Raw genomic sequence first — 12863 nt, forward strand, 5'->3', positions numbered from 1 at the left:
TAACGCTTTCTTGTAGACTGTAACAAACAATACATGGGGGTGTATGACATGGGAGCAATTCCAAAAACGGGGACAATTTCACCTGAGCAAAAAGACTCACAGGAGAAAAACCTGTTTCAAAAAATTTGGTCTTGGGAAATCGGTGTGATTCCTTTGCCATTATACACAGTATTAGCTGTTATTATTATTCTTGCAGCCTATTACAATGAGCTGCCGGCAAATATGCTTGGCGGGTTTGCCATCATTATGATTCTTGGTGTGTTTCTCGGAGACATAGGCCAACGCATACCGATATTGAAGGATATAGGCGGCCCTGCTATTTTATCTTTGTTTGTTCCTTCATTTTTAGTCTTTTACAATGTACTGAATTCAACATCTTTAGACGCTGTAACCAACTTGATGAAAACGTCTAACTTCCTTTATTTCTATATCGCGTGCCTTGTTGTGGGAAGTATCCTCGGTATGAACAGAATTGTTTTAATACAGGGGTTTATCAGAATGTTCGTTCCACTGGTTGCAGGAACGATCGCGGCCGTTGCAGCCGGCATCCTTGTCGGATTTATTTTTGGCTATAGCGCCTATGATTCCTTTTTCTTTGTTGTTGTCCCGATTATTGCCGGGGGAATAGGTGAAGGGATTTTGCCGCTTTCAATCGCCTATTCACAAATACTGGGCTCATCCGCCGATGTATTTGTGTCTCAGCTGGTGCCAGCCGCAATTATAGGAAACGTTTTTGCTATCATATGTGCAGCCTTAATGAAAAAGCTTGGCGACAAGCGTCCAGATCTAAATGGGAACGGACGTCTCGTAAAATCTAAAAAAGCAAATGAGATTTTCAATCAAAAAGAAGCCGAAGCAAAAATTGATTTTAAACTAATGGGAGCAGGAGTTCTGCTCGCGTGTACATTCTTTATTTTTGGCGGGTTATTGGAGAAATTCATCTTCATCCCGGGCGCGATCTTAATGATTATTTCAGCTGCGGCTGTCAAGTATGCAAATATTCTTCCGAAAAAAATGGAAGAAGGCGCTTACCAGCTTTATAAGTTTATTTCTTCAAGCTTTACATGGCCGCTGATGGTCGGTCTCGGCATCCTCTTTATTCCGTTGGATGACGTAGCGTCTGTGATTTCTATACCGTTTGTCATCATCTGTATTTCAGTTGTTATCGCGATGATTGGTTCTGGATATTTCGTAGGCAAGCTGATGAACATGTATCCGGTTGAATCCGCAATCGTTACCTGCTGCCACAGCGGCCTCGGCGGAACGGGTGATGTTGCCATTTTATCGGCATCAGGAAGAATGGGCCTTATGCCGTTTGCCCAAATTTCAACCCGTCTCGGCGGTGCAGGCACAGTTATTTGCGCGACAGTGCTGCTTCGTTTTTTCACTTCATAAACAGAAAGAGTTCCGTTTTATGCGGAACTCTTTTTTTATTTATTCACAATCCGAATATACTCTCGGGGACCAAACGGCAGATCCTTTGATTCCATCTCACTCATTCTGGCTGACAGGTGGTGCTCCAGTAAATACAGCTCCCACTCATCACTAGCCGCCACACCGCTGCGCCCGTCATATTGATTCAACATGAATGCCCCTGCAAATACTGAGCAGAATAAACCTGAGCACATCACGACTTTTCTTTTCACATGACCAGCTCCTTTCCTTCAGCTTGATCAGGATTGATTTTAAATATACAAATAACCTCTTTTTTGTTAGACTTATTTTGAGGTCAAAAGAACTCATAAAAACCCATTACAGCAGTTCGAAGCGTGGCAGCTTGCAGAAAAGTGCGATATAATTTGGACTAGGTCGTTTGACCGTATATTTCATACATAGCGCATTTTTCAATTGAGAACGAGAAAAGGAGGTCTTATCTTTGCAGCTCTTACATCTTGCTATTTTATCGCCTTTTTTATTTGCTTTTATCATTCCCTTCTTGGCAAAATACGCAAAAAGAGTGCATACGGGCTGGTTTGTGTTGATCCTGCCCGTCTTGCTGTTTATATACTTTCTCCCAATGATCAGGATGACGCAATCTGGAGAAACACTTCGATCGGTATTAGAGTGGATTCCGTCACTCGGCATTAACTTTACCGTTTATATAGACGGCCTCGGGTTATTATTCGCTTTACTGATCACAGGCATTGGCTCTTTGGTCACTCTTTACAGCATTTTTTATTTATCGAAAGAAAAAGAACAGCTTGGGCCCTTTTATGTCTACTTATTGATGTTCATGGGCGCCATGCTCGGCGTCGTTCTAGTAGACAATGTCATGGTTCTCTACATGTTCTGGGAGCTTACAAGCCTTTCATCCTTTTTGCTGATCGGCTATTGGTATAAGCGGGAAAAGTCGCGCTATGGCGCAGCCAAATCACTTTTGATTACGGTCAGCGGCGGGCTGTGCATGCTCGGCGGATTTATTCTCCTTTATTTGATAACGGATTCCTTCAGTATTAGAGAGATGGTTCATCAAGTTCAATTAATTGCCGGCCACGAATTGTTTATCCCGGCTATGATTCTCATTTTATTAGGGGCTTTTACAAAATCAGCGCAATTTCCTTTTTACATCTGGCTCCCTGACGCAATGGAAGCTCCGACGCCTGTCAGCGCTTATCTCCATTCAGCTACTATGGTAAAAGCCGGCATTTATGTGATTGCGAGATTCAGTCCTATTTTCGCCTTTTCAGCTCAGTGGTTTTGGATCGTGTCCCTCGTTGGCCTCTTTACGATGGTTTGGGGTTCATTCCATGCCGTGAAACAAACTGATTTAAAATCGATTTTGGCGTTTTCAACCGTCAGCCAGCTCGGCATGATCATCTCCATGCTCGGTGTCAGTGCTGCGGCCCTTCATTACGGCCATACAGAATATTATACAGTTGCCGCTATGGCTGCCATTTTCCATTTAATCAACCACGCAACCTTTAAAGGAAGCTTGTTTATGGCAGTCGGGATTATCGATCACGAAACAGGCACACGGGATATCCGGAAGCTAGGCGGCCTGATGGCGATTATGCCGATTACATTTACCATTTCCTTAATCGGGACATTTTCAATGGCCGGCTTACCGCCGTTTAACGGATTTTTGAGTAAAGAAATGTTTTTCACAAGCATGCTTCGCGTGACACATTTTGACCTGTTCAACGTGCAGACATGGGGCGTTCTGTTCCCTCTTTTCGCCTGGATCGGAAGTGTATTTACGTTTATCTACAGCATGAAATTGCTGTTTAAAACATTCAGAGGAAATTACCAGCCTGAGCAGCTTGAAAAACCGGCTCACGAGGCGCCTGTCGGCATGCTCGTACCACCGGTCATTCTTGTCGCTTTGGCTGTCAGTCTCTTCTTTTTCCCGAATATATTGTCGTACAGCCTGATAGAGCCTGCGATGAACTCAATCTATCCGACACTGCTTGCCGGCCATGAGAAATTCCACGTTCACATTTCACAGTGGCATGGGGTTACAACGGAATTGCTCATGACTGCGGGTATTGTTGTGATCGGAACAATTGGTTATTTGTCGCTGAATAAGTGGAAGGGAATCTATAAACTGTTTCCTTCGAAACTCACACTCAACCGGTTATATGATAAGCTTTTGACTCTGATGGAGAAAGGCTCTTACCGGGTCACAAAACAATATATGACCGGGTTTTTAAGAGATTATTTGCTGTATATCTTCGCTGGTTTCATCATTCTGATAGGCGGAGCTTTTGCCATTAAAGGCGGATTTTCATTTAAAACGGAAGGCATGGCTAAAATCGGTGTATACGAAATCATTTTGACGCTTGTCATGATCAGCGCCACAGTGGCGACTGTTTTTGCTAGGTCAAGACTGACGGCGATCATTGCACTCGGTGTTGTCGGTTATACGCTTGCATTGTTTTTTGTCATTTTCAGAGCGCCGGACTTGGCATTGACTCAGCTCGTCATTGAAACGATTTCTGTGGCACTGTTTCTGCTTTGCTTCTACCATTTGCCGAAACTGAGGCTGAAAACAAAAACGAGAACGTTCCGGATGACGAATTTTATCATTTCTTTAGGCGTCGGTGTTATCGTTACTCTGCTCGGCATCGCATCCTCAAGCCAGCGGACAAAAGACAGCATTGCGTCCTTCTTTGTCAAACACAGCCACGATCTCGGCGGAGGGGATAATGTCGTCAATGTCATTCTCGTTGATTTCAGGGGATTTGATACAATGTTTGAAATTACGGTATTAACGATAGCCGCTCTCGGCATTTACAGCATGATTAAAACAAAAGTAAAAGAGGAGGGGAAAAGCGGTGAATGAACAAAAAACAAATGACTTGATTCTTCAAACCGCGACAAAGCTTGTATCCTTTATCATTTTGCTTTTCTCTTTCTATTTATTTTTATCAGGGCATAACGCGCCCGGAGGAGGCTTTGTCGGCGGACTGATCACGTCCTCTTCCATCGTTCTCTTGCTCTTGGCGTATGATTTAAAAACCGTGCGTTCCCTTTTGCCGGTCAATTTCATTTATGTCGCGGGAGCCGGCCTTCTGCTCGCTGTATTAACAGGCGTTGGCTCCTTTGTCTTCGGGGCTCCTTTTTTAACCCACACATTCGGATACTTTCAGCTGCCGATCCTTGGGAAAACGGAGCTCGCCACAGCGACGATATTTGATTTAGGCGTTTATCTTGTTGTCGTAGGCATAACGATGACCATTATTCAAACGATTGGAGAGGAAGAATAATGGAAATCTTAATGGCTGTATTAGCCGGTATTATTTTTATGGCTGCTACGTATTTGCTGCTGTCTAAAAGCCTGCTTCGCGTCATTATCGGAACAGCACTGTTAAGCCATGGCGTTCATTTAATGCTTTTGACTATGGGAGGGTTAAAGAAAGGCGCCGCTCCGATTTTGAGCGAGCATGCCAAATCATTTGTCGATCCGCTTCCGCAAGCCCTGATTTTGACCGCAATTGTCATTTCTTTTGGCGTTACATCATTCATCCTCGTCATGGCCTTTCGCGCTTATCAGGAATTGAAATCGGACGATATGGATCAAATGAGGGGAAATGATCAACATGAATAATTTTGTTATTTTGCCAATCCTGATCCCGCTTTTGTCGGCTATTCTTCTGATTTTCATGACGAAGAATCTTATGCTCATGAGAATCTTCAGCACGGCGGCATCGGCCATCGGGATTGTGATTAGCGGCATACTTGTACAGACTGTCTTCACAAAAGGCATCCAGACACTCAGCCTAGGAGGATGGAAAGCGCCGTACGGCATTGTGCTTGCCGCAGACCAATTCGCCAGCCTTCTCGTTCTCACAACAGCGATCATCGGTTTATTGGTTGGGCTTTATTCCTTCCGTTCTGTCGGTGAAAAACGGGAGCGCTCCTTTTACTACTCCGGCGTTCAGTTCTTGCTTGCCGGCGTCAGCGGAGCGTTTTTAACAGGCGATTTATTTAATATGTACGTATTTTTTGAGCTTCTGCTTATTGCTTCCTATATGCTGATTGTATTAGGCGGCACAAAAATTCAGCTGCGGGAATCCCTTAAATATATTGTGTTTAATATCGTATCGTCTGCCCTGTTTGTCATAGGGGTCGGCTTTTTATACGCTGTAACCGGCACGTTAAACATGGCGGATCTTAGCGTGAAAATCAGCGAATCAGGACAAACCGGGCTGATCACTGTGATTGGTGTCCTGCTGCTTTTGGTATTTGGCATGAAGGGCGGAATCTTCCCCCTCTACTTTTGGCTTCCAGGCTCTTATTACGCGCCACCGGCAGCAATCTCCGCGTTGTTCGGCGCTTTGCTGACAAAAGTCGGGTTATATGCGATTGCGAGGGTTTTCACATTGATTTTTATTCACGATACAGCCTTTACCCATCAGCTGATGATTTGGCTGGCGGCGCTGACTGTGATTTTTGGTGTCATCGGTTCACTCGCTTATTCGAATGTCATGAAAATTGTGATCTATAACATTATTACCGCTGTCGGCGTGATTTTGTTCGGTGTTGCAGTACACACCCCCGCATCTATTCAGGGCGCGATCTACTATCTGATTCACGATATGCTGATTAAGGGCGCTTTGTTTATGCTGGCAGGTACGCTGATCGCATTGACTGGAACCGCGAGCCTGCATAAAATGGGCGGGCTGATCAAACGCTATCCTGTTCTTGGATGGATGTTTTTCATTTCCGCTATTTCTCTTGCAGGCATTCCGCCACTGAGCGGATTTGTCGGCAAATTTAAAATTGCGGAGGGCGGCTTCGCAGAAGGTGAATTTACGATATCCATGCTGATTCTGCTTTCAAGTCTGCTCGTACTGTACTCTGTGCTGAGGATCTTTATACATGCGTTTTGGGGCGAAGAAAAAGAAACGCCAAAACCAAATCATCGAACAGCTAAAGGACTTCTTTATCCGGCAGCTATTTTTCTCTTGCTGTCCCTTCTCTTCGGATTGGGTACAGAATGGGTGTCGCCTTACGTTGATCAAGCGGCCGAGACGCTGCTGAATCCGGAAAAATATATCGAAGCTGTTCTGAAGGAGTAGATCGCATGGCATTTCAAATTTTATTAAATGTGTTTCTCGCTTTTTGCTGGATGTTCTTAAGCAACAGTCCAAGCGCCGCAGGATTCATTACAGGCTATATTCTGGGAATGCTCTCTCTCTTTTTCTTCCGGCGCTTTTTCACTCGCCAGTTTTATCTATGGAAATTGATTTCTATTATCAAGCTCTGTTTCATTTTTATAAAGGAACTGTACCTTGCTAATGTCAGTGTGATGAAATCAGTCTTATCTCCAAAACTGAATATCAGACCGGGTATTTTTGCTTTTAAAACTGAACTGACGAAGGACTGGGAAATCACCCTGCTTTCTCTGCTCATTACATTAACGCCGGGAACCTTGGTGATGGATATTTCAGATGACAGAACAATACTTTATATTCATGCAATGGATATCGAGGATGCGGAAAAAGCGATTTTTGACATTCGGGAGTCATTTGAAAAAGCCATACAGGAGGTGAGCCGGTGATGTTTACGCTGATCCTGCAAATCGCGCTCGGCATTATGGCAGTGTCTACCTTTTTGTATGTCATTCGTGTCATTAAAGGGCCGACTGTGCCTGACCGGGTGGTGGCTCTGGATGCAATCGGCATCAATCTGATCGCAATCACGGCGCTTGTCTCCATTTTGCTGAAAACAAGTGCGTTTTTGGATATTATTTTGCTGCTGGGGATTTTATCGTTTATCGGAACGATCGCATTTTCCAAGTTCCTGGAGAAAGGAGAGATTATCGAAAATGATCGAAATCGCTAAGGTTGTTGTGGCTGTATTCATTTTGCTGGGTGCTCTTATATGCCTCATTGCTTCATTTGGCGTACTTCGCCTTCCCGATGTGTTTACACGCGCTCATGCTGCTTCTAAAGGCTCAACATTAGGTGTCAATATGATTCTGCTCGGTGTCTTCTTCTATTTGTGGTTTGTGGCGGGGGAGCTCTCCGCTAAAATCCTGCTTGGGATTCTCTTTATCTTTATTACGTCGCCTATCGGCGGGCACTTGATCTGCCGTGCTGCGTATAACTCCGGCGTCAAGCTTGATGAGAGAAGTGTGCAAGATGACTATAACGGAATCAGAAACTTTGTGATTAAACGAAAAGAGGATTCTTATTTATAAAAATAAGCAGCCGGACAGGCAGAGTTCCGGCTGTTTTTTTATTTCTTGATGACAGCCAGCGTGCATCTGGATATACAGATCAGCCTCTCTTGCTCGTCATATATGTGAATATGATAGACAATCGTCGTTCTGCCTATATGAACGGGCTCGGCTATCGCCTTTACCGTTCCTTCCTTTACAGATTTTAAATGGTTGGCGTTAATCTCCAAACCAACACAAGCTTGCGTTGTATGATCAATCAGGTTCTGTGCACCTGCGCTCGCCGCGGTTTCCGCCAGGGCCACTGAAGCGCCTCCATGCAAATATCCGAACGGCTGTACCGTCCGATGATCCACCGGCATGACCGCAACGCATCGTTCCGCTGTGTTTTCAACAATCTCAATACCAAGCGCTTCAAGCAATGTGTGCTTCATATCCATCTCTACACCCCCCAACATTTAAAGTACACCGTCTGATTTCGCAATCAAAACCGCTTCCGTCCGTGAACCGACATTCAGCTTATTGAAAATCGATGTCAAGCTGTATTCAATGGACCGCTTGCTTAAATGAAGGGCATCTGCGATTTCTTGGTTTGTAAATCCTTTTTCAACTTCTTGCAGAATCAGGCATTCTCTAGGTGTGAGCACATCTTGTTCTTTTTGAGAGGAAGGAGCCGGCTTTGTTTTTTGCTGAGTCATCAGCTGTTTAAAGTAAGCAAAATCGACTAAAATTTCTCCGTTGAGTACGTGGTATATGTATTGGGTGATCTTTTCTTTAGATTCCGTTTTGCTGATGGCACCGTGCAGACCCGCACGAATCGCTTCCTCGAAATAATCCTCGACCTCATAACCGGTATACACGATAATTTTACAATGAGGATTCTCTTGTAAAATCTGTTTAGAAAGCTCCATCCCATTGACCTCGCCGCCTAGATTCAGATCCATTAAAATGAGATCATATGACGAGAAATCATGCTGCTTGATAAACTGTTCGCTCGGTTCAGGACTGAGACAATCAACAGACAAATTCGAATCCGTTTCCAAAATTGTCTTGGTGCCTTCCATGACAGCCGGATGGTCATCAATCACTAGTATCTTTTTCATGTTTTCCTCCCTTTTACTCACTCTTTTCCATTTTATAAAAAAGACTTGGCCTGTGCCAAGTCGTTTCCGTTATAAATCCATTACAATTCGATTTCAATATCAGCCTTAAAGCCCTTTCCTTCACTTGTTTCAATCCGAAGGCGCCCATCTAAAGCCCTGACTCTCTCCTTAATGCCAGAAAGCCCCATGCTCATGGAATGCTCAGTATTCTTTTCCTGATCAAACCCAACGCCATCGTCCTCATAATGAAGAACGATTTTGTTTTGAATACTGATGAGCATAATCAGCACATCCGTCGCCTGAGAGTGCTTGACCGCATTAGACAGAAACTCTTGAATGATCCGGTACAAATTCAGCTGCGAATCCAGATCAAGGGAAGCCGTAAATCTCCCGGTATTTAAACGGATATGAAACGGAACCCGCTCCTGCTGCTGCGCCACCAGCTTCGACAGCGCCTTGACCAGCCCAAGATCATACAGAAGCTGCGGCCGCAGCTCATGACACGTCTCCCTCGTCATCGAAATCACATCAGACATCTGCTCATTCATCTGTACAAGCTTGTCCTGCACCTCTTCACGGCACGGATTATCATCCTTCTTGAAATCACCCAAAAACAGCTCACACTGGCGTTTTAAGGAAATCAAATCCTGAAGAACCGAATCGTGGAGATCGCGGGCGAGATCAGAGCGTTGTTTTTCCTCGATCGTATACATGAGTTTTTTGAGCCATACGGGGTTGGATTCTTGTTGTTTTATTTCTTCTAAATGACTCATCAGTTCTTCGATTTTCATGACGTTTTCGATCGATACATTTGTATAAAAAGCCAAAGTTTTCAGCCAAGAAAGTTCTTCGAGTGTGAGACGAGGCGTATTCATTTTAGATAAACAAAGGATCACAAATGATTTACCACCGCGTTCACCAATCTTCATGACAAAACCTTTATTAAATTCAACGATTTTCCCTATTTCGGATGTTACTTTTCTAAATTCTTTTTCATAGACTTTTTCAAATGAATTTACGTTCTCAGCATCATATAGTTTAATATTTCCGTCAGCTGAAACTTCATATACATGTGCTCGGCTAACAAGAGAAACCTCAAGTATAGTATTTTTCAGTTCTTCAAATACTTGAGACAGGGAAGTAGAGTCTCTTATCATCTGCGTGAATTTATATATACTGTCTTGATAATTGAATTTTTCCGAGACCCTTTTTAATCTAAATCTGAAATCAAGTACTTCTTTATAATAAAAGACCGCCAACATGATAATATAAATTAAAAAGGTTAGTTTAACACTATAAAAATCACTATCAGGACTACTAATCAATTCAATTGTAGAGATTAGAATAATTGTTGGCGTTAGAGCTAAAAAGCCATAGTACCTTAATCTGCTTAAAATAAAATCTACATTATAGATTTTATTTGTCATGAATTGAAATACTAAGGAGAAAGGTATTAGCATCATAAATGAAGCTGCTAAAAAGGATGAAACATAGTGCGCATTTAAAAAGACATACGGTATCAAATATAAACACAAAAAAGGTGAGAAAGAAAAGATATTAATAATAGTGAGAACCTTAATAATATGCGCTTGTTCAGTATCTTTATTTTTAATTAAAATGATACAGAAATATATCCCTACTATGATAAATAAAAAGAAAAAGGATAGTAAACTTAATTTAGGCACATAATCACGAAAGAAAAGGTGTGAACGGAACATTTCACACACTACATTTATGATCGGTACCAAATATAAAATGAAAACTTTTTTATCAAATAAGGTAGTGCCTAACTCTCTAAAATAATGATAAAGAAAGAGAAGGTAGTTTAGCGGTACAGATATTAATGTTACCACCATAATACATCTGCATAGTATATCGCCTTTAACAGAAACTCCTGCACTTATATAAGCAATAGAAGCGGATAACAGAAATATAATTAAAACTAAAGCAGATGGTAAATCCTTTGATTCATTTATTTTTATTATAAATAGGCAACAAAATAAACAAACAATATAAAACATTAACGGTATTAAGTAAGTAGAAAAATTTTTATCATTAAATAAAGTCAGCTTTAGCTCAACATCCTTGCCATTTCTCTCAACAACCATTGAGCTCACATTTTTAAGCTTATTCATTTTTATTTCTTTAGTGTTTATCTTTTGATTATTAATACGCTTTACGATATCCCCTTTTTCTATTCCACTGTATGATGCCATTGAATATTCATCTACATTGGTAATTACAACGTCTCCGTTCTTCCCTTTCGAAACAGTTGCTCCAACTAACAAATTATTATTGCTTATATAGGTCAAATAAATAACATATAACAGACTTATTACAACTAACAATACAGAAATTTTATTGGTTCTAGACTTCATTTAACCCTCAATAGTGCCAATCCATCATTGAATAAATTTCTAACCCTTTAAAACCATTTATGATACATTCAGATTGATCTTTATCAACACCCAATAAACAAGCATTCCCTTCCATTACTTCCCTTAAAACATTTGGGTATTTAATTAAGTATCCTACCATTTCTTGCATAATAAATCCCCTCCTTATTTAATCATAACAGACAATAATTTTTCAGTTTTATCTTCTTCTAGTTTTAATTGTGACATTTCATTTTTTATTTTTTGGAGAGATAAATGTTTCATCACCAGTAAATATTGTATAACGCCTGCTTCTGTCAATTTTCGCTTCAAAGCCTTAGTATTAATAGAAACAAATTCCTCTGGTTTTTGATATAAACTTAGTAGCTCCGCTGAAGCATCGTTAAATTGTTTATTTAAGTATAAGTATGCCAATGTGTTTTTCTTCTGAATAAAATCGTTATTTAGATAATATAAACCTCGGTAATCATTTTCGATTTGTGCAATAATCCCAAGTTCATAAGAATAAGAAGCTACAATGGGATGGTATTTGCCTGTTGCCAGCATTACTCCCATTACACAGGGCAATGCCGTTAGCGCTCCTGATTTATTTTTGATCATTTCAAGACAGGCTTCTTCAGTTTGCGGCGCATTCACAATATCATCATGCTGGCCTTGAATTGATTGTAACGCAAAATTCAATATCTCTTGTGAAAATTCTGGTTCATGACTAGCTTGACACATCACTTGTATACTTAGGGTGTAAAGAGCTGTAACTGCATTTAAAGCGATTGACGAGTCAATCTTCATCCAGACAGCACTTCCATTATCTTGATCCTCTAAGTCATCATAAATATCGAATGAGAGTATAAGCAATTCAATTCCGGCAGCTAGCAATTCGATTGCTTTTTGGTCCTGACCGTTAAAAGCTAAATAATGATGAAGAGCCAAATCGGCAAACTCAAACGTATCCTTAGACTCAATAAAATTCTGAAGATATCGTTCCAAGTCCTGATTCATTATTTTTTGGCTTACAATCTCCTTCATTTTCTCCTTGATCCGGACAGAATCTAAACATATCTGCTCAATAACGACTTCCCCCCTCCCATTCCATTTTACTAAATGGGACATTTAAAGGACAGCAGGTTTTTCGTTTTTTAACAATCATATAATACTTTATCCATTTATTGTATCGGTAGAACGAAAAAAAAGACTTGTTTCCAAGTCTTTTTCACGAAATTTTCATTGCATAATTGTATTTATCGAGTTGATCAATGCTTTTGTTAATGTTTCGTAATGAATCTGTCGTTTCTTTAATATCAAGTTCGAGTCGGAATAACAATTGTTTTACTTCTTCAAGTTTCTTTTCCATCGTTTCCACACTCCTTTTTTTGAAAGATCAATGAATTGTGTATGGTGAACGAGTCCTAGGTATTTGATCTGTTACTAATAGTGTATCTGCTTTCGGCTCATTTTTCACCGAAAAGTATGCAAAAAAGTCCTGCGTGACACCGCAAATCTCAATAGGTCCTTATACTCAAAGGAATCACAACAAGAACGGGACTATCTTTCTATGCGAAAGAGCGTTTATATGTGCTGAAATTGAGAAAGATTCTTAATTCCCTTGATTTTAACGTGTTTCGCATTTTTACTAAGTAAGACTATAGTCCTTCATACCGTATTTTCAAAATTGAATATGCGATTATTGGCGTTTCCTGACCGACAAACACCGAAAAAGACCGCAACGCTAAAGTTGTGGCC

15 protein-coding genes and 1 pseudogene are annotated in these 12863 nt (G+C 41.2%); 9 read left to right on the plus strand and 7 right to left on the minus strand.

Features of this window, described 5'->3' with window-relative positions; all coding sequences use genetic code 11:
* The first annotated feature begins 48 nt into the window (after positions 1 to 48).
* A complete protein-coding gene (gene maeN, locus MHI44_RS06545) occupies positions 49 to 1395 on the plus strand; it encodes a sodium/malate symporter MaeN (RefSeq protein WP_003244241.1) in 1347 nt (448 codons plus the stop codon).
* Between the two features lie 35 nt (positions 1396 to 1430).
* Here the strand turns inward: maeN and MHI44_RS06550 are convergent, their stop codons facing one another.
* Complete coding sequence (locus tag MHI44_RS06550) at positions 1431 to 1646, minus strand: hypothetical protein (RefSeq protein WP_015251336.1); 216 nt, start codon at positions 1644 to 1646, stop codon at positions 1431 to 1433.
* 230 nt (positions 1647 to 1876) lie between these two features.
* On the opposite strand from MHI44_RS06550, the gene MHI44_RS06555 reads away from it, so the two are divergent.
* From MHI44_RS06555 to mnhG, 7 genes are read left to right on the plus strand one after another with little or no spacing between them, the layout of a single operon-like run.
* Complete coding sequence (locus MHI44_RS06555; protein WP_019712489.1) at positions 1877 to 4282, plus strand: Na+/H+ antiporter subunit A; 2406 nt, start codon at positions 1877 to 1879, stop codon at positions 4280 to 4282.
* The gene (locus tag MHI44_RS06560; RefSeq protein ID WP_003228819.1) at positions 4275 to 4706 is read left to right on the plus strand and encodes a Na(+)/H(+) antiporter subunit B; all 432 of its coding nucleotides are present in this window, start codon (positions 4275 to 4277) and stop codon (positions 4704 to 4706) included. The genes MHI44_RS06555 and MHI44_RS06560 overlap by 8 nt, the downstream gene beginning before the upstream one ends.
* Positions 4706 to 5047 (plus strand): Na(+)/H(+) antiporter subunit C, encoded by a 342-nt coding sequence (locus MHI44_RS06565; protein ID WP_003220730.1) that lies wholly within the window; start codon positions 4706 to 4708, stop codon positions 5045 to 5047. Before MHI44_RS06560 ends, MHI44_RS06565 begins: the two co-directional genes overlap by 1 nt.
* Entirely contained in the window at positions 5040 to 6521 is a 1482-nt protein-coding gene (locus tag MHI44_RS06570; RefSeq protein WP_003228817.1) for a Na+/H+ antiporter subunit D, read from the plus strand. The genes MHI44_RS06565 and MHI44_RS06570 overlap by 8 nt, the downstream gene beginning before the upstream one ends.
* 5 nt (positions 6522 to 6526) lie before the next feature.
* Complete coding sequence (locus MHI44_RS06575) at positions 6527 to 7003, plus strand: Na+/H+ antiporter subunit E (RefSeq protein WP_003228815.1); 477 nt, start codon at positions 6527 to 6529, stop codon at positions 7001 to 7003.
* On the plus strand, positions 7003 to 7287 hold the full coding sequence (locus tag MHI44_RS06580) for a Na(+)/H(+) antiporter subunit F1 (RefSeq protein WP_003228814.1): 285 nt from the start codon (positions 7003 to 7005) through the stop codon (positions 7285 to 7287). Before MHI44_RS06575 ends, MHI44_RS06580 begins: the two co-directional genes overlap by 1 nt.
* Positions 7271 to 7645, plus strand: a complete 375-nt coding sequence (gene mnhG / locus MHI44_RS06585; RefSeq protein ID WP_003228812.1) for a monovalent cation/H(+) antiporter subunit G — start codon at positions 7271 to 7273, stop codon at positions 7643 to 7645. The genes MHI44_RS06580 and mnhG overlap by 17 nt, the downstream gene beginning before the upstream one ends.
* 38 nt (positions 7646 to 7683) lie before the next feature.
* On the opposite strand, the gene MHI44_RS06590 is transcribed toward mnhG, so the two are convergent.
* The 6 genes from MHI44_RS06590 to degQ all read right to left on the minus strand — a co-directional run bounded on the left by MHI44_RS06590 (position 7684) and on the right by degQ (position 12474).
* Complete coding sequence (locus MHI44_RS06590; protein WP_003228810.1) at positions 7684 to 8064, minus strand: hotdog fold thioesterase; 381 nt, start codon at positions 8062 to 8064, stop codon at positions 7684 to 7686.
* Positions 8065 to 8082: 18 nt separating this feature from the next.
* Positions 8083 to 8727 (minus strand): two-component system response regulator ComA, encoded by a 645-nt coding sequence (gene comA, locus MHI44_RS06595; RefSeq protein ID WP_003220716.1) that lies wholly within the window; start codon positions 8725 to 8727, stop codon positions 8083 to 8085.
* A gap of 80 nt (positions 8728 to 8807) precedes the next feature.
* On the minus strand, positions 8808 to 11105 hold the full coding sequence (locus MHI44_RS06600; protein ID WP_033884760.1) for a histidine kinase: 2298 nt from the start codon (positions 11103 to 11105) through the stop codon (positions 8808 to 8810).
* A gap of 7 nt (positions 11106 to 11112) precedes the next feature.
* The gene (gene comX / locus MHI44_RS06605) at positions 11113 to 11274 is read right to left on the minus strand and encodes a competence pheromone ComX (RefSeq protein WP_003241045.1); all 162 of its coding nucleotides are present in this window, start codon (positions 11272 to 11274) and stop codon (positions 11113 to 11115) included.
* 14 nt (positions 11275 to 11288) lie between these two features.
* Positions 11289 to 12149: a polyprenyl synthetase family protein gene (locus tag MHI44_RS06610; RefSeq protein ID WP_192857944.1), complete on the minus strand. Its 861-nt coding sequence runs from the start codon at positions 12147 to 12149 to the stop codon at positions 11289 to 11291.
* 184 nt (positions 12150 to 12333) lie between these two features.
* Positions 12334 to 12474 carry a degradation enzyme regulation protein DegQ gene (degQ, locus tag MHI44_RS06615; RefSeq protein WP_003220708.1) on the minus strand — a complete coding sequence of 47 codons (141 nt, stop codon included), beginning with the start codon at positions 12472 to 12474 and terminating at the stop codon, positions 12334 to 12336.
* A gap of 221 nt (positions 12475 to 12695) precedes the next feature.
* On the opposite strand from degQ, the pseudogene MHI44_RS06620 reads away from it, so the two are divergent.
* Positions 12696 to 12758 (plus strand): annotated as a pseudogene (locus tag MHI44_RS06620) (hypothetical protein); the annotation flags it as partial.
* Between the last annotated feature and the right edge of the window lie 105 nt (positions 12759 to 12863).

Source organism: Bacillus sp. FSL K6-1366, from assembly GCF_037976695.1.
GTDB lineage: Bacteria > Bacillota > Bacilli > Bacillales > Bacillaceae > Bacillus > Bacillus subtilis.

Coding starts and splice junctions, on each gene's coding strand:
- maeN (WP_003244241.1), top strand. CDS start 49: ATGGGAGCAATTCCAAAAACGGGGACAATTTCACCTGAGCAAAAAGAC.
- MHI44_RS06565 (WP_003220730.1), top strand. CDS start 4,706: ATGGAAATCTTAATGGCTGTATTAGCCGGTATTATTTTTATGGCTGCT.
- MHI44_RS06570 (WP_003228817.1), top strand. CDS start 5,040: ATGAATAATTTTGTTATTTTGCCAATCCTGATCCCGCTTTTGTCGGCT.
- MHI44_RS06575 (WP_003228815.1), top strand. CDS start 6,527: ATGGCATTTCAAATTTTATTAAATGTGTTTCTCGCTTTTTGCTGGATG.
- MHI44_RS06580 (WP_003228814.1), top strand. CDS start 7,003: ATGTTTACGCTGATCCTGCAAATCGCGCTCGGCATTATGGCAGTGTCT.
- mnhG (WP_003228812.1), top strand. CDS start 7,271: ATGATCGAAATCGCTAAGGTTGTTGTGGCTGTATTCATTTTGCTGGGT.
- MHI44_RS06590 (WP_003228810.1), bottom strand. CDS start 8,064: ATGGATATGAAGCACACATTGCTTGAAGCGCTTGGTATTGAGATTGTT.
- comA (WP_003220716.1), bottom strand. CDS start 8,727: ATGAAAAAGATACTAGTGATTGATGACCATCCGGCTGTCATGGAAGGC.
- MHI44_RS06600 (WP_033884760.1), bottom strand. CDS start 11,105: ATGAAGTCTAGAACCAATAAAATTTCTGTATTGTTAGTTGTAATAAGT.
- comX (WP_003241045.1), bottom strand. CDS start 11,274: ATGCAAGAAATGGTAGGATACTTAATTAAATACCCAAATGTTTTAAGG.
- MHI44_RS06610 (WP_192857944.1), bottom strand. CDS start 12,149: ATGAAGGAGATTGTAAGCCAAAAAATAATGAATCAGGACTTGGAACGA.
- degQ (WP_003220708.1), bottom strand. CDS start 12,474: ATGGAAAAGAAACTTGAAGAAGTAAAACAATTGTTATTCCGACTCGAA.